Source organism: Solimonas soli DSM 21787, assembly GCF_000474945.1.
Lineage (GTDB): Bacteria > Pseudomonadota > Gammaproteobacteria > Nevskiales > Nevskiaceae > Solimonas > Solimonas soli.
Window position 1 is genome coordinate 119,760 of record NZ_KI440837.1, and the last position, 15,231, is coordinate 134,990.

14 protein-coding genes are annotated in these 15,231 nt (G+C 68.1%); 9 read left to right on the top strand and 5 right to left on the bottom strand.

Annotated elements, in window-relative coordinates:
* Positions 1-57 precede the first annotated feature (57 nt).
* From leuA to ilvN, 4 genes are all read right to left on the bottom strand, one after another.
* Complete coding sequence (leuA, locus tag K344_RS0115215) at positions 58-1,755, bottom strand: 2-isopropylmalate synthase (protein WP_043114754.1); 1,698 nt, start codon at positions 1,753-1,755, stop codon at positions 58-60.
* A gap of 286 nt (positions 1,756-2,041) precedes the next feature.
* Positions 2,042-2,836 (bottom strand): CDP-diacylglycerol--serine O-phosphatidyltransferase, encoded by a 795-nt coding sequence (gene pssA / locus K344_RS0115225; protein WP_028081387.1) that lies wholly within the window; start codon positions 2,834-2,836, stop codon positions 2,042-2,044.
* Positions 2,837-3,023: 187 nt separating this feature from the next.
* Positions 3,024-4,040 carry a ketol-acid reductoisomerase gene (gene ilvC / locus K344_RS0115230; RefSeq protein ID WP_028081388.1) on the bottom strand — a complete coding sequence of 339 codons (1,017 nt, stop codon included), beginning with the start codon at positions 4,038-4,040 and terminating at the stop codon, positions 3,024-3,026.
* 56 nt (positions 4,041-4,096) lie between these two features.
* Positions 4,097-4,621 carry an acetolactate synthase small subunit gene (gene ilvN, locus K344_RS0115235; protein WP_245586236.1) on the bottom strand — a complete coding sequence of 175 codons (525 nt, stop codon included), beginning with the start codon at positions 4,619-4,621 and terminating at the stop codon, positions 4,097-4,099.
* A 136-nt stretch (positions 4,622-4,757) separates the two neighbouring features.
* Here ilvN and ilvB point away from each other — a divergent pair, with 136 nt between their 5' ends.
* Positions 4,758-6,602 carry a biosynthetic-type acetolactate synthase large subunit gene (ilvB, locus tag K344_RS0115240; RefSeq protein WP_043114678.1) on the top strand — a complete coding sequence of 615 codons (1,845 nt, stop codon included), beginning with the start codon at positions 4,758-4,760 and terminating at the stop codon, positions 6,600-6,602.
* A gap of 233 nt (positions 6,603-6,835) precedes the next feature.
* Positions 6,836-8,146: a GGDEF domain-containing protein gene (locus K344_RS23150; RefSeq protein ID WP_051362283.1), complete on the top strand. Its 1,311-nt coding sequence runs from the start codon at positions 6,836-6,838 to the stop codon at positions 8,144-8,146.
* 9 nt (positions 8,147-8,155) lie between these two features.
* Here the strand turns inward: K344_RS23150 and K344_RS22010 are convergent, their stop codons facing one another.
* Positions 8,156-8,665: a winged helix-turn-helix transcriptional regulator gene (locus K344_RS22010; RefSeq protein ID WP_051362284.1), complete on the bottom strand. Its 510-nt coding sequence runs from the start codon at positions 8,663-8,665 to the stop codon at positions 8,156-8,158.
* A 63-nt stretch (positions 8,666-8,728) separates the two neighbouring features.
* On the opposite strand from K344_RS22010, the gene K344_RS0115255 reads away from it, so the two are divergent.
* From K344_RS0115255 to K344_RS0115285, 7 genes are all read left to right on the top strand, one after another.
* Complete coding sequence (locus K344_RS0115255) at positions 8,729-9,235, top strand: PaaI family thioesterase (protein WP_043114680.1); 507 nt, start codon at positions 8,729-8,731, stop codon at positions 9,233-9,235.
* 32 nt (positions 9,236-9,267) lie between these two features.
* The gene (locus K344_RS22015; protein ID WP_051362285.1) at positions 9,268-9,759 is read left to right on the top strand and encodes a GNAT family N-acetyltransferase; all 492 of its coding nucleotides are present in this window, start codon (positions 9,268-9,270) and stop codon (positions 9,757-9,759) included.
* Positions 9,756-10,655, top strand: coding sequence for a LysR substrate-binding domain-containing protein (locus K344_RS0115265; RefSeq protein WP_028081392.1), 900 nt, complete (start codon positions 9,756-9,758; stop codon positions 10,653-10,655). The genes K344_RS22015 and K344_RS0115265 overlap by 4 nt, the downstream gene beginning before the upstream one ends.
* Positions 10,656-10,761: 106 nt before the next feature.
* Positions 10,762-11,658 (top strand): alpha/beta hydrolase family protein, encoded by an 897-nt coding sequence (locus K344_RS0115270; protein WP_051362286.1) that lies wholly within the window; start codon positions 10,762-10,764, stop codon positions 11,656-11,658.
* A 22-nt stretch (positions 11,659-11,680) separates the two neighbouring features.
* Positions 11,681-12,145: a hotdog fold domain-containing protein gene (locus tag K344_RS0115275; protein ID WP_028081394.1), complete on the top strand. Its 465-nt coding sequence runs from the start codon at positions 11,681-11,683 to the stop codon at positions 12,143-12,145.
* Between the two features lie 90 nt (positions 12,146-12,235).
* Positions 12,236-13,006 carry an enoyl-CoA hydratase gene (locus tag K344_RS0115280; RefSeq protein ID WP_028081395.1) on the top strand — a complete coding sequence of 257 codons (771 nt, stop codon included), beginning with the start codon at positions 12,236-12,238 and terminating at the stop codon, positions 13,004-13,006.
* Positions 13,007-13,089: 83 nt separating this feature from the next.
* On the top strand, positions 13,090-15,174 hold the full coding sequence (locus K344_RS0115285; RefSeq protein WP_028081396.1) for a M13 family metallopeptidase: 2,085 nt from the start codon (positions 13,090-13,092) through the stop codon (positions 15,172-15,174).
* The last annotated feature ends 57 nt before the right edge of the window (positions 15,175-15,231 follow it).

Sequence of the window (15,231 nt, forward strand, 5' to 3'; positions counted from 1 at the left end):
CTATTTTAGCCGTGGATGCCGACGCGCCGGCAGCGGGTCCGGGCTGATTCAGGCGAATCAGGCGACGCGGCGTTCGGCCTGCGGACGGCGCAGCGCGCGCGCGCGATTGACGCCGGACAGGATGGCCTTCAGCGAGGCGGTGACGATGTTCGGATCGCGCGCCGCGCCGAACAGCGCCTTGCCGTCGCCGACCTTGAGCTCGATGTAGGCCACCGCCGCCGAATCGGCGCCGCTGGTGATCGCGTGCTCGTGGTAATCGACGACGGTCACCTTCTCGCCGATCAGCTGCGACAGGCCGGCGATGAACGCGTCGATCGGGCCGTTGCCGCGGCCGGCGAGCTTCTGTGCGCGGCCGTCGATGCGGATCTCGGTCGACAGCTCGACTTCGTTGCGCGTCGAATCCTCGACCAGGTGATGCGAGACATAGCCATAGGGCTGCTGCGCGTCGAAGTAGTGCCGGATGAAGATGCCGCCGATGTCCTCGGCCGTCATCTCCTTGCCGCTCTCGTCCATGGCCTCCTGCACGACCTGCGAGAACTCGATCTGCAGGCGACGCGGCAGCACCAGACCGTACTCGTGCTCGAGCAGGTACGAGATGCCGCCCTTGCCCGACTGCGAATTGACGCGGATCACCGCCTCGTAGGAGCGGCCCAGGTCCATCGGGTCGATCGGCAGATACGGCATTTCCCAGATGTCGCCGTCCTGGCGCGCGGCGAACGCCTTCTTGATGGCGTCCTGGTGCGAACCGGAGAACGAGGTGTAGACCAGATCGCCGACGTAGGGATGGCGCGGATGCACCGGCAGCTGGTTGCAGTACTCGACGACGCGGCGGATTTCATCGATGTCCGAAAAATTCAGCTGCGGATCGACGCCCTGCGTGTACAGGTTCAGCGCCAGGTTGACGACGTCGAAGTTGCCGGTGCGCTCGCCGTTGCCGAACAGCGTGCCTTCGATGCGTTCGGCGCCGGCCATCAGCGCGAATTCGCCGGCGGCGGTGCCGGTGCCGCGGTCATTGTGCGGATGCACGGACAGGATGATCGCCTCGCGCTTGGCGACGTTGCGGTGCATCCACTCGATCATGTCGGCGAAGATGTTCGGCGTCGAATGCTCGACCGTCGACGGCAGGTTGATGATCAGCGGATCGTCCCGGGTCGCGCCGAAGGCCTCGACCACGGCGTCGACCACCTGCTTGGAGAATTCCAGCTCGGTGCCGGAGAACATTTCCGGCGAATACTCGAAGCGCCACCGGGTGCCCGGATTCTCGTTCGCCAGCTGGCGCGCCAGGCGCGCATGCCTGATCGCCAGATCGTTGAGCACCTGCTCCTTCGTCATGTTGAAGACGACGCGGCGCATGATCGGCGCGACGGCGTTGTAGACGTGCACGATGGCCTGCCTGGCGCCCTTCAGTGATTCGAAAGTGCGGCGGATCAGCTCCTCGCGGGCCGGCGTCAGCACCTGGATGGTGACGTCGTCCGGAATCAGGTCCTCGTTGATCAGGCGGCGCACGAAGTCGAACTCGGTCTGCGAGGCGCTCGGAAAGCCGACCTCGATCTCCTTGAAGCCGATGCGGATCAGCTCGCGGAACATGCGCAGCTTGCGTTCGACGTTCATCGGCTCGATCAGCGCCTGGTTGCCGTCGCGAAGGTCGGTCGACAGCCAGATCGGCGCCTTGGTGAGCACGGTGTCCGGCCACTGGCGGTCGCGCAGATGCACGGGTTTGAACGAGCGGTACTTGGTCGACGGGTCTTTCAGCATGGTCATGACGGCATTCCTGGCCGGTGTCGGACACGGCCCCACGGGCGTGTCGCGGCGGGATTCGGGGGGTGAAGCTCTGGAGTCGGTTTGCACGGTTTCGGCCCCGTGCTGGCGCGGTCGTCTGTCTGCCTTACGGCAGAAGCGCGAGACCGAGAAGCGCGAGCGCCGGCGCCGCACGGAGCGTGCGGTTCGCGGTGTCGATGTGACGGGCGCTGTTCATGGGCCGTTACTGTAGACCAATTCGCCGCCCGGGAAAACCCTCGTCGCCGACGAACGGGCCGCCGGCTCAGGCCGGCGGCTTGCGGCGCAGGCGCCGCCAGGCGATGACCACCGGACCGGACAGCGCGTAGGCGAAGAACACCAGGAAGAGGATGCGCGGCGGGTCGTACAGCACCAGCACGAACACGCCGATCAGTGCCGCGAGCGACAGGAAACGCACCCTCGCCTTGAGGTTGAGCTTCTTGAAGCTGTGGTAGCGGATGCTCGACACCATCGACAGCGCCGTCGCCAGCGTCAGCGGCGCCGCGAAGCCGAGCACCTCGTCGCCGGCCAGCGGCATGTGCCCGGACACCCAGGAAAACAGCGAGCGGCTCGAATCGACGCAGCTCCACACGAAGAAGGTCACGACCGCCGCCGCCGCCGGGCTCGGCACGCCGTAGAAATCCTTGTTCGAGGTGGCGATCGCCGCCAGCACGTTGAAGCGGGCCAGGCGCAGGGCGGCGCAGGCCGCGTAGGCGAAGGCGATGATCCAGCCGAGCTTGCCGCCGATCCACGGGTAATCGGCGAGGTAATGCAGCGAAAAGGCGTAGATCAGGATCGCCGGCGCGATGCCGAAGGCGACCATGTCGCACAGCGAGTCGTATTCCTTGCCGAAATCCGTCTGCGTGTTGGTGAGGCGCGCGACGCGGCCGTCGAGGCCGTCGGCGATCATGGCGCCGAAGATGCCGAACACCGCGTGCTCGAAACGCCCGGCCATGGCCATGACGATGGCGTAGAAACCGCCGAACAGCGTGCCCGTCGTCAGCAGGTTCGGCACCAGATAGATGCCCTTGCGGCGCTTGGCCGGCTTGCCGGTGTCCATGAAGTTCGTGGGTTCCCTGTGGTCGGGCGAATCTTAGCGGGTTGTGCATGGCAATACGCGGAGCGCCCGGCGGCAAAATGAAAAAGGGCGCCCGAAGGCGCCCTTTTATTCGCTACTTGCAGCGACGCAGACTCGCAACGCTAGGTCCCCATGCGTCGCAAGGGGCCCCTCCACGCTGCTCGCAGCGTTAATTCTTCGACTTGTCGACCAGCTTGTTCTTGCCGATCCACGGCATCATCGCGCGCAGCTTGGCGCCGGTCTGCTCGATCGGGTGCGCGGCGTTGAGGCGGCGCTGCGCGGTCATTTCCGGATAGCCGAGCTTGCCTTCGGCGACGAAGGCCTTGGCGTACTTGCCGGTCTGGATGTCTTCCAGGCACTGCTTCATGGCCTTGCGCGACTCGGCATTGATGATCTTCGGGCCGGTCACGTACTCGCCGTACTCGGCGTTGTTGGAGATCGAGTAGTTCATCGTCGCGATGCCGCCCTCGTACATCAGGTCGACGATCAGCTTGAGCTCGTGCAGGCACTCGAAGTAGGCCATTTCCGGCTCGTAGCCGGCATCGACCAGCGTCTCGAAACCGGCCTTGACCAGCTCGACGGCGCCGCCGCAGAGCACGGCCTGCTCGCCGAACAGGTCGGTCTCGCACTCGTCCTTGAACGTCGTCTCGATGATGCCCGAGCGGCCGCCGCCGATCGCCGAGGCGTAGGACAGCGCCAGCTGCTTGGCGCTGCCGCTGCTGTCCTGGTAGACGGCGATGAGGTCCGGAATGCCGCCGCCCTTGGTGTACTCGTTGCGCACCGTGTGGCCCGGCGCCTTCGGCGCGATCATGATCACGTCGAGGTCGGCGCGCGGCACGACCTGGTTGAAATGGATCGCGAAGCCGTGCGCGAACGCCAGCGTCGAGCCTTTCTTGATGTTCGGCTCGATCTCGTTCTTGTACAGCTCGGACTGGAACTCGTCCGGCGTCAGGATCATCACCAGATCGGCCCAGGCGCAGGCCTCGGCCACGTTCATCACCTTGAGGCCGCCGGCCTCGACCTTCTTGGCGGTCGCCGAACCCGGGCGCAGCGCCACGACGACATCAACGCCGCTGTCCTTGAGGTTCAGCGCATGGGCATGGCCCTGCGAACCGTAGCCGACGATCGCCACCTTCTTCGACTGGATGATCGAAAGGTCGGCGTCTTTGTCGTAGTACACGTTGATGCTCACGGGATGCTCCAGTTTTGGCCCGATGCGCGGGCCGGATGCTTGCGGGTCTTTTACGGGATGGACGTCGCGCCGGGTGTGACGACCTGATGGCCGATCGCCACCGCGGCGACGCCGCTGCGCACGAGCTCGAGCACGGTCGAGAACTTCGACAGCGCGGCGATGAAGGCCTCGATCTGCGCGGCGCTGCCGGCCAGCTGCGCGGTGCGCGTGTTGTCGGTGCCGTCGAGCGTGATCGCGTGATGGTCGCGCACGCAGTGGATGAAGTGGTTGGCCTGCTGCGGCGGCAGGTCGACCTTGACGATCACCAGCTCGGATTCGACGTGCTCGGCGCTCGACAGATCGGCGATCTCGACGACGTCGATCAGCTTGCGCGTCTGCTTGATGATCTGCTCGATCACCGCGTCCGAGCCGCTGGTGACGAGCGTCAGGCGCGACACCGCCGGATCGAGCGTCGGCGCCACCGACAGCGAGTCGATGTTGTAGCCGCGCGCCGCGAACATGCCCGCCACGCGCGCGAGCGCGCCGGCCTCGTTTTGCAGCAGGATCGAGATGATGTGACGCATAGGGGCGCGCATGATAGTGGCTCGCGCCCGGAAAATCACTCAAAAATTGCGCCGCGGCTAGCACGAACGCGGCGCTGCGGCTATTGGGGGCGCCCCTCAAATGGCGCTAATATCGCGCCCCCTTCGTGGCCGACCGCCCCTGACGAACATGAACGCCGTGCTGAAGACCCCGCATCCGCTCGCTGGCCACACCATGACCGGCGCCGAGATGCTCGTCCAGATCCTCGCCGACGAGGGCGTGGACGTCGTCTTCGGCTACAGCGGCGGCGCCATTCTGCCCAGCTACGACGCGATCTTCCGCTTCAATGCCGCGCACGCCAGGGCCGACGGCAGCGAACCGATGCCGCTGATCGTGCCGGCCAACGAGCAGGCCGCCGGCTTCATGGCCGCCGGCTATTCGCGCGCCTCGGGCAAGGTCGGCGTCTGCATGGTGACCTCCGGCCCCGGCGCGACCAACACGGTGACGCCGGTGCGCGACTGCATGGCCGACTCGATCCCGATGGTGGTGATCTGCGGCCAGGTGCCGACCGCCGCGGTCGGCACCGACGCCTTCCAGGAGGCGCCGATCAGCTCGATCATGGGCGCCGCCGCCAAGCACGTGTTCCTGGTCACCGACGCCACCAAGCTCGAAGCGACCGTGCGCAGCGCCTTCGAGATCGCCCGCACCGGCCGCCCGGGTCCGGTCGTGGTCGACATCCCGAAGGATGTGCAGAACTGGTCCGGCCCGTTCCGCGGCGAAGGCACGCTGCCGCTGCCCGGCTACCGCGCGCGCCTCAAGGAGGTCTACGAGAACCGCGTGCAGCCGGCGCAGGCCGAGGCATTCCTGGAACTGCTGAAGGCGTCGAAGCGGCCGCTGATCTACGCCGGCGGCGGCGTGATCCACGGCGAAGCCGCGGCGAGCCTGCGCGCCTTCGCCAAGGCCTTCGGCATCCCGGTGACGACCACGCTGATGGGCATCGGCGCCTACGACACCACCGAGCCGCTGTGCCTGCAGATGCTCGGCATGCACGGCACCGCGTTCGCCAACTACGCGGTCGACGACTGCGATTTCCTGATCGCCATCGGCGCGCGCTTCGACGATCGCGTCGCCGGCAATCCGGCGCGTTTCGCGCCGAGCGCGAAGGCCATCGCCCACTTCGACATCGATCCGTCGGAGATCAACAAGGTCAAGCGCGTGCACTGGCATCACGTCGGCGAGCTGAACGCGGCGCTGACCACGCTGCGCGAACACATCGCGGCACAGGGCTTCAGGCCCGACTACACGGCCTGGCACGCGCACATCGCCGAGCTGAAAAAGACCTACGCGATGAACTACGAGCGCGGCGGCGAGTGGATCCAGCCGCATGCGGTGATCGAGACGATCAATCGCATCACCAGGGGTGAAGCGGTGGTCGCCACCGGCGTCGGCCAGCACCAGATGTGGGCCGCGCAGTATTTCGATTTCAAGGAGCCGCGCCTGTGGCTGACCTCGGGCTCGATGGGCACCATGGGCTTCGGCCTGCCGGCCGCGCTCGGCGCCGCCTACGCGGCCAGGGGCAAGGTCGTCATCGACATCGACGGCGATGCCTCGATCCGCATGAACTACGGCGAGCTGGAAACGGCGACGACCTACAACATCCCGGTCAAGATCGTGGTGCTGAACAATGTCGGCGACGGCATGGTCAAGCAGTGGCAGCGCCTGTTCTTCGAATCGCGCTACTCGGGCTCCGACAAGACACTGCACCAGAAGGACTTCATCAAGGCTGCCGAGGCCGACGGCTACAAGTTCGCGGCGCGCGTCGAGAAGAAGGCCGATCTCGATCGCGTGGTCGCCGAGTTCATCGCCTTCGACGGTCCGGCCTTCCTCGAAGTGATGATCGACCCGATGGCCTCGGTCTATCCGATGGTCGGCCCCGGCCAGGCCTACGAGCAGATGATCACCGGCGACTGGATTCCCACGCGCGGCGCCAAGCCGGCCGAGCGGGTCGACGCCAGCAGCACGCAGATGTTCTAGACCTCTGCTAACGTACCGCCGTCGCCGCGGGAGGTCGCGGCGCATCGACGGGGACGCTGTGTTCTGGACGTGCGGGCGCGACCACCAGTGTCGCGGCGGTGACGGGCCGATCCCTTCGGCAAGGGGCGCCGAAGCGGCGCTGGGGCGTCCGGCTCCCGTTGCTTCCTGTCCGAGCGCCGACACCACCCATCCTGTCCGGCGCTTCGCCGGCCCCGGCAAGCGGGCCTGAGCGCGTGGGCGAATCGACGGACGAGCATTCCGCAGTCGCCGACGCCCAGGCTCCGCCGTCCGCCACGGCTGCCGGCGGCGCGCTGCGCCGGCGCGGACGAGCCCCGACGCTCACCAGTTACGAGGTGTCGCGCGCGAACGCCACGCCGGGCGCGACGATCGAACCGCGCGACGTCCAGCAGCTCGAAGCGATGGCCCGCGGCCAGCGCGGCCGCTATCGTCTCAGTCCGGCACTGGAAAGCGAATTCCAGGCGGACATGCGCCTGTCGGCGCGCACCGCGCGCATTTGCGTCGCCCTGCTGACCTTCGCGCTGTTCGTCAGCGCACCGCTGTGGACGCGCCTGATTTTCGCCACGCCCGTCGAGACCGCCGGGCTGATGACCGTCATCGAACTGGCCGTCATGGCGCCGCTGTTCGGCCTGCTGACCTTCGTCGTCGCGCGCTATCCCACGTCGGAAGGCGTCGAATGGTTCCTGATCGGCGCCTTCGTCGTCGAAATGGTCACCGTCGAGATCGTGCGCTACATCAGCCGCTCCGCCGGTTTCGAGATCGAGCCTTCGATCGCCGTCACCGTGCCCGTCGCTCTGATGGGCCTGGCGCGCCTGCGCGTGCGGCACTGCGTGATGTTCATCGCCGTCTACGTCATCGCCATGCTCGGCCTCGCCCGGCTGTGGCCGGACAGCGGCGCGCACCGCAGCGCGACGGCCTGGCTGATGGAGGTCCTGCTGCTCGGCATGGTGCTGCTGTCGGTGGTTCTCATGCGCCTGTCGCTGCGCCGGCAATGGGCATCGACCCGATTGCTGGAGATGATGGCCTATCGCGACGCGCTGACCGGCCTGTCGAACCGGCGCGCCTTCGAGGATCACTACGACGCCATGCTGCAGGCGCTGCCGCGCGGCGAGCACGGCACGCTGCTGTTCGCGCTGATCGACCTCGATCACTTCAAGGCGCTCAACGATCATTACGGACATGACTACGGCGATGGCGCGCTGGCCGAAGTGGGCGTCGCGCTCGCCGGGCTCGCCCGTCGCCCGCTCGACATGGCGGCGCGGATCGGCGGCGAGGAGTTCGCCCTGCTGCTTTACGACTGCGCGGCGGACGCCGCCGCGGCGCGCGCGCAGGCCATCATCGAGGCCATCAGCGGCCTGGGCATCGAGCACGTCGCCAGCCCGACCGGCACGCTGACCTGCAGCGCCGGCGTCGTCGTGGTCAGCGCCAAGGAGCCGGAGGCGCTTTCCGACGCCTATCGCCGCGCCGACGAATGCCTCTATCAGGCCAAGCGACGCGGCCGCAACACCTACCGCCTGCTGGTCTGAAGCCGGGCGTCAGCGCCGCGCGCGGCCGGCGAAGCGCGGATTGCGCACCGGCTGCGAATCGCGCGGCTCGACGATGTCCCCGCTTTCGTTGACGAGCGCGACGCGCAGCCGCTCGCCGTTGCGGCGGTCGCGCAGCAGCACCGGACCGCCGTGTGGCGCGGCCAGATGACGGTCGCCCCACTGCATGAGGCCGACCACGACCGGCAGCAAGTCGACGCCCTTGCGCGTCAGCCGGTATTCGTGGCGCGGCCGCGCGCCTTCGTCGCGATAGCCCTGGCGGCGGATGATGCCGGCGTCGAGCAGCTTCTTCAGCCGCACCGCCAGCACCGCGCTCGAGCAGCCCGTGTAGCGCGCGAAATCGTCGAAGCGGTGCACGCCCTGGAACAGCTCGCGCAGCAGCAGCAGGCTCCAGCGGTCGCCGATGAAGGCGACGGCCGCGGCGACCGAACAGTCCTCGACCAGCTGCAGGCGCAGCTCGGGCGTCAGCGGCAGGGCGGTTTCGGGCTTTCTGGCTTTCATTGACAAAGCCAGCATAGCGCCGCCAGACTCGGCTTCCAAATCCGAAGCCAGCCGGGAAACGCCATGGCCGATACCACCGCCTCCCCCAGCCCGCGCTACGGCGTGGTACCGCCCGCCGAGCGCGGCAGCACCAGCGGCCTGCGGTTCCTGCAGGCGATGCTCGCCGGACAGCTGCCCGCCCCGCCGATCACCGAAATCATGGCGATCACGCTCGAAAGCGCGCGCGAGGGCGCAGTGGTGATGCACGGCGCGCCGCAGCGCGAGCACCTCAATCCGCTCGGCAGCGTGCACGGCGGCTATGCCTGCACCCTGCTCGACTCGGTGATGGGCTGCGCCGTGCATTCGACGCTGGCCGCCGGCGAGGGCTACACGACGATCGAGCTCAAGGTGAACCTGACGCGCACCATCCTGCCCGGCATGCGCGTGCGCGGCGTCGGCACCATCCTCAATCGCGGCAGGCAGCTGGCGACCGCCGAGGGCCGCATCTTCGCCGAGGACGGCAAGCTGCTGGCGCACGCGGTGACCACCTGCCTGATCTTCCCGATCGAGCAGACGCGCGCCGCCGCGTAGCGGCGCACGCCGCGCCGCGCCACAATCGCCGCATGCAGGCATTCACGCTCCATTGCGGCTACGTGCCCGGCGCCCTCGGCCGCATCGCCGAACTGCACGGCTGCTACTACGCATGGCACTGGCAGTTGGGCGCCTTCTTCGAAGCACGCGTCGCGCGCGATCTCGGCGAATTCATGAGCCGCTACGACGAGCGCCGCGATGGCTTGTGGACGGCGCAGTGCGGCGGCCGCATCGAAGGCTCGATCGCCATCGACGGCCTGCACGCCGAGCGCGCCGCGCACCTGCGCTGGTTCATCGCCGGCGACGCGCTGCGCGGCAACGGCGTCGGTCATCGCCTGCTCGGCAGCGCCCTCGCCTTCTGCCGCGAGCGCGGTTACCGCGCCGTGGAGCTGTGGACCTTCGCCGGCCTCGACGCCGCGCGACGGCTCTACGAACAGGCCGGCTTCGTGCTCGCCGAGGAGTTCGACGGCACGCAATGGGGACGCGCGCTGCGCGAACAGCGTTTCCAGCTCGCGCTCGCGTGAAGTTCCGCCGCCTGCCGCCGCTGCACACGCTGCAGGCCTTCGAGGCGGCCGCGCGCACCTTGTCGTTCAAGGCCGCGGCGTCCGAGCTGCACCTGACCGCCTCGGCGATCAGCCACCAGATCAAGGCGCTCGAAGCCTTCCTCGGCTTCACGCTGTTCCGCCGCGGCAACCGCTCGCTGGAACTGACCGACGGCGGCCGCGACTACCTCGCCGTCGTGCGCGACACGCTGGCGCGCCTGCGCGACGGCAGCCAGCGCGTCGCCCAGCGCCATGCGCGCGCCAGGCTGAAGATCAGCATGGGCCCGTTCATCGGCAGCGAGGTCATCCTGCCGGCGCTGTCGGCGTTCCAGGAAAAGCATCCGGACATCGACGTGCACATCGAGACCACGCTGCGCCCGGTCGATCTGCTGCACGAGGACATCGACATCGCGCTGCGCTTCGGCGACGGCCAGTGGCCGAAGCTCGGCGTGGTGCCGCTGATGCGCATGTCGGCTGTGCCGGTGTGCTCGCCGGGGCTGGCACGCGCGCTGCGGCAGCGCGCGCCGGGCGACATCGGCGACCTCACCCTGATCCATTCGAGCCCGATGCCGAACGCCTGGGCGGACTGGGCGCGCCTGGTCGGCGCGACGCTGGGCCGGCCGAAGAACGATCTGTGGCTCGACAGCTATCTCGCCATCCTGCGCGCCGCCGAGCAGGGCCTCGGCCTGACCCTGGGACTGGTGCCGATGGTCAATCCCTGGTTGCGGCGCCGCAAGCTCGCCACGCCGTGGCCGAAGCTGCGCTCCGAGATTCCGCAGGGCTATTACCTGCTGCACCGCGACTCCGACCGCGAGCGGCGCGAAGTGATCGCTTTCCGCGACTGGCTGGTCGCCGACCTCGCGCGCCTGCTCGGCTGAGCCCGCCGCCGGATGAATGTCCTTCATCCGAAGCACGTCGCGATTTCGTTTGTCGCCGCCCGCGCGCGCGCCGAGACTGCGCCTACCACTGGTTCGGGAGCGCGACATGCGCGATCAACAACACGATTTCAGCGAGATTCACCTGACGCTGACGGCCGGCGACGGCCATCTGCTCGCCGCCACCCTGTTCGAGCCGCGCGGCACGCCGTTCGCCGCGGTGCAGATCAACGGCGCCACCGGCGTGCGGCGCCGCTATTACCGCGCCTATGCGCAGTTCCTCGCCGCGCAGGGCTATGCGGTGCTGTGCTACGACTATCGCGGCATCGGCGACAGCCAGTGGCGCGGCATCGCGCCGCAGCAGCTGCGCATGCGCCACTGGGGCGAACGCGATCTCGCCGCGATGCTCGCCTGGCTCAAGCAGCGTTATCCGCAAGCGCCGCTGTACACGATCGGCCACTCGGCCGGCGGCCAGCTGCTCGGCCTCGCCGCAAACAACCATCTGGTCGACGCGGCGCTGGCGATCGCCGCGCAGAGCGGCTACTGGCGCCTGTGGCCGGCACACCTGCAGCCGACGATGGCGGCGCTGTGGTACGGCGTGCTGCCGGCGGCGGTCGCGCTGCGCGGCAAGGTGCCGGCGGCGCTGATGGGCAGCGAACTGCCGGGCGGCGTGGCGCGCGAATGGGCGCGCTGGTGCCGCTCGCCGCACTACATCAGCGACGCCCGCGGCAGACCGCTGCGCGAACACTTCGACGCCTATCGCGGCCGCATGCGTTTCTATGCGATCGCCGACGACGCGTTCTACGCGCCGCTGGCCGCCGTGCGCGAACTCGCCGGCTTCTACCGTCACGCACGCAGCGACGTGCGCGTGCTCGACGGCCGCGCGCACGGCCTGCACCGCCTCGGTCACTTCGGCTTCTTCCGCAGCGAGGCGCGCGTGCTGTGGCCGCTGACGCTCGCCTGGCTGCGCGACGCCGCCTCGCCGTCGCTGCCGCTCGCCGCCTGATCCCTCACGTCGTCCAGCCCTCATGAATCCTGCCGAACTCTTCGCGCGTGCCCGCCGCTATCCGCTCGGCACGCGCCTGTTCTCGCGCGCCGTCACCTGGCGCGCGCCCTACTTCGCCTCGATCGCGCCGCGCTTCCTCGAGCTGCGCGCCGGCTTCTGCGAGGTAGCGATCCGCGACCGCCGCGCCGTGCACAACCATCTCGGCACCGTCAACGCGGTCGCCATGTGCGCGATGTGCGAGCTGGCCGCCGGCACCATGATCGACGCCTCGCTGCCCGCGGCCCTGCGCTGGATTCCGCGCGGCATGACGGTGCGCTACCTGAAGAAGGCCCAGGGCGATCTGGTGGTGCGCGCGACGCTCGACGAGATGCCCGGCGCCGAGCATCGCGGCGACGTCGCGGTGCCGGCGCGCGTGCGCAACGCCGCCGGCGAGATCGTCATGGAGGCCGACATCACGATGTACGTCTCGCCGAAGCGTGCGGCGTGAGCGCGAGCCGGCTCGTCCGGGCGCGGGAGGCGGGCGGCCGCGCTCCAGCCGTTACACTAGCGCTTCCGCATTCGATCGCCGGAATTGGCCATGAGCACCGAACACATCGTTACCGAGCTGCAGGATCGCGTCCTGACGATCCGCTTCAACCGCCCCGACAAGAAGAACGCCGTCAGCAGCGCCATGTACAACGCGTCCGCCGATGCCTTCAGTGGCGCCAGCACGAATCCGGAAGTGCGCGCGGTGCTGCTGACCGGCACCGACGACTGTTTCTGCAGCGGCAATGATCTCGGCGACTTTCTCAATTCCGGCGACGCCGTCGGCGCCGCGGTCGGCCGCTTCATGCGTTCGATGGTCGATTGCAGCAAGCCCATCGTCGCCGCCGTGACCGGCCCGGCGATCGGCGTCGGCACCACGGTGCTGCTGCACTGCGACCTGATCTACGCCGGCGAGAAGACCCGCTTCCAGATGCCGTTCGTCAACATCGGCATCTGCCCGGAGTTCGGTTCGAGCCTGATGCTGCCGGCGATGATGGGCCATCCGCGCGCTGCCGAACTGGTCCTGCTCGGCGAGATGTTCTCGGCGGCCAAGGCGCGCGAGTACGGCCTCGTCAACGACGTGCTGCCGGACGCCGAGGTGCACGCGCACGCCCGCGCCCAGGCGCTCAAGCTCGCCGCGCAGCCGCCGCAGGCAATGCGCACGTCCAAGGACCTGCTGAAGCGCTGGACGCGCGAGCGCGTCAAGGAAGTGATCGGCGTCGAAATCAATCATTTCGTGCCGATGCTCAAGCAGCCGGAAGCGCTGGAAGCGCTGGGCGCCTTCATGCAGAAGCGCAAGCCGGACTTCTCGAAGTTCGAGTAAGCCTTCCCCCCGGGCGTTTCCCCTATCGCCCGGCGGTCGCAGCCCTTACAGTCCCCGGGTCACACCGACTCCGGGGGATTTTCATGAAGACCACCAAGTGGCTGCTGGCGCTCGCGCTGGCGGCGAATGTCGCGGCCTGCAAACGCGCCGCCGAAGCGCCGGCGGCACCGGAAGCCGCCATCGCGCCGGCATGGAAACTCGACGAGAGCAAGCTGACGCCGCTGATGCGCTTCACGCCGGCCGATTTCGCGGCCGATGGCGGGGCCTGCAACGATCTCTATCACTACGTCAACGACAAATGGCTCGACGCCAATCCGATCCCGTCGGACCGTTCGAGCTGGGGTCCGTTCGACACCCTCGCCGAGCGCTCGCTCGACGTGCGTCACCAGATCGCCGAGCACATCGCCAGCGGCAAGCCGCAGGGCGGCATCGAGAAAATCATTGCCGACTTCTGGCTGTCGGGCATGGACGAGCAGAAGATCGAGCAGCTCGGCATCAGTCCGCTGAATGACCAGCTCAAGACGATCGAAGCGCTGAACGACGGCCCGGCCGTCGCCGACTACCTGCGCAAGATCGCCGCCGTCGGCCAGAACCCGCTGTTCGATTTCTCGCCGGAAGCCGACTTCAAGAACTCGTCGATGGAGATCGCCTACGCGATGCAGGGCGGCCTCGGCCTGCCCGACACGACGTACTACTTCGACGCCGACAAGAAGGACATCCGCGACGCCTACGAGAAGCACGTCGCCAAGGTGCTCGAGCTGTCCGGCATCGCCGCCGATGACGCTGTCAGGCAGGCAAAGACGGTACTGGCGTTCGAGACGCGTCTGGCCAAGGTGTCGAAGTCGCAGGAAGACCTGTCGCGCGATGCCTCGCTGTACTACAACCCGGTGACGCCGGAAGCCGCCGACAAGCTCGCGCCGAACTTCCCGTGGACGACGTTCATCGAGGCCCAGGGCATCGACGTGCCGGCCATGTTCTCGCTGGCGATTCCCGCCTTCCACGCCGAGGTCAGCAAGATGCTCGCCGACGTGCCGGTCGCGCAGTGGCAGAGCTATCTGCGCTACCACCTCGTCGACAGCGCCTCGCCGGCGCTGAGCACGGCGTTCGTCACCGAGAGCTTCGAGTTCCACAACAAGACGCTCGCCGGCCAGAAGGAACAGCGTGCGCGCTGGAAGCGCGTGCTGCGCATGGTCGAAGGCGAAGTCGGCGAAGCGATGGGCGAGCTGTACGTGCAGGTCGCCTTCCCGGCCTCGTCGAAGGCCAGCATGGAACAGCTCGTCGGCAATCTGCGCACGGCGCTGAAAGCGCGCATCGAGAAGCTCGGCTGGATGAGCGACGAGACCAAGCAGAGGGCGCTCGCCAAGTGGGCGACGTTCACGCCGAAGGTCGGTTATCCGGACAAGTGGCGCGACTGGAACGGCTTGCAGACCAGGCCGGATGACTACCTCGGCAACATCCTCGCCGCCGATGCCTTCAACTACCGCTGGCAGCTCGGCAAGATCGGCAAGCCGGTCGACAAGACCGAGTGGACGATGACGCCGCAGACCGTCAACGCCTACTACAATCCGCTGCAGAACGAGATCGTCTTCCCGGCCGCCATCCTGCAGCCGCCGTTCTTCGATGCGCAGGCCGACGCGCCGCTCAACTACGGCGCCATCGGCTCGGTGATCGGCCACGAGATGACGCACGGCTACGACGACCAGGGCGCGCGCTTCGGCCCGACCGGCAACTTCGAGGAATGGTGGACGGCCGCCGACAAGAAGAAATTCGAGGCGCTGACCGGCAAGCTCGTCGAACAGTTCAACGGCTACAAGACGCCGGGCGGCACGAAGGTCAACGGCCGTCTGACGCTCGGCGAGAACATCGCCGATCTCGGCGGCATCAACATCGCCTATGACGCCCTGCAGGCGGCGACCGCCGGCGAGCCCGATCCGAAGATCGACGGCCTGACGCGCGACCAGCGCTTCTTCGTCGGCTGGGCGACCGCCTGGCGCGGCCGCTACACGCCGGAGCTGGAGAAGGTGATCGTCGCTTCCGACCCGCATGCGCCGGACCGCTTCCGCGCGATCGGCGCCGCGTCGAACATGCCGGCCTTCGCCAAGGCCTTCGACTGCAAGAGTGGCGATGCCATGGTGCGCGAGGGCAAGCGGCAGATCGTCATCTGGTGACCGCCGCATGACGGAGACGAAGTCGCCGGCCACGGGGCCGGCGACTTCGTTCAGGGA

Coding starts and splice junctions, on each gene's coding strand:
- leuA (WP_043114754.1), bottom strand. CDS start 1,755: ATGCTGAAAGACCCGTCGACCAAGTACCGCTCGTTCAAACCCGTGCAT.
- pssA (WP_028081387.1), bottom strand. CDS start 2,836: ATGGACACCGGCAAGCCGGCCAAGCGCCGCAAGGGCATCTATCTGGTG.
- ilvN (WP_245586236.1), bottom strand. CDS start 4,621: ATGCGCGCCCCTATGCGTCACATCATCTCGATCCTGCTGCAAAACGAG.
- ilvB (WP_043114678.1), top strand. CDS start 4,758: ATGAACGCCGTGCTGAAGACCCCGCATCCGCTCGCTGGCCACACCATG.
- K344_RS22010 (WP_051362284.1), bottom strand. CDS start 8,665: ATGAAAGCCAGAAAGCCCGAAACCGCCCTGCCGCTGACGCCCGAGCTG.
- K344_RS0115255 (WP_043114680.1), top strand. CDS start 8,729: ATGGCCGATACCACCGCCTCCCCCAGCCCGCGCTACGGCGTGGTACCG.
- K344_RS22015 (WP_051362285.1), top strand. CDS start 9,268: ATGCAGGCATTCACGCTCCATTGCGGCTACGTGCCCGGCGCCCTCGGC.
- K344_RS0115270 (WP_051362286.1), top strand. CDS start 10,762: ATGCGCGATCAACAACACGATTTCAGCGAGATTCACCTGACGCTGACG.
- K344_RS0115275 (WP_028081394.1), top strand. CDS start 11,681: ATGAATCCTGCCGAACTCTTCGCGCGTGCCCGCCGCTATCCGCTCGGC.
- K344_RS0115280 (WP_028081395.1), top strand. CDS start 12,236: ATGAGCACCGAACACATCGTTACCGAGCTGCAGGATCGCGTCCTGACG.
- K344_RS0115285 (WP_028081396.1), top strand. CDS start 13,090: ATGAAGACCACCAAGTGGCTGCTGGCGCTCGCGCTGGCGGCGAATGTC.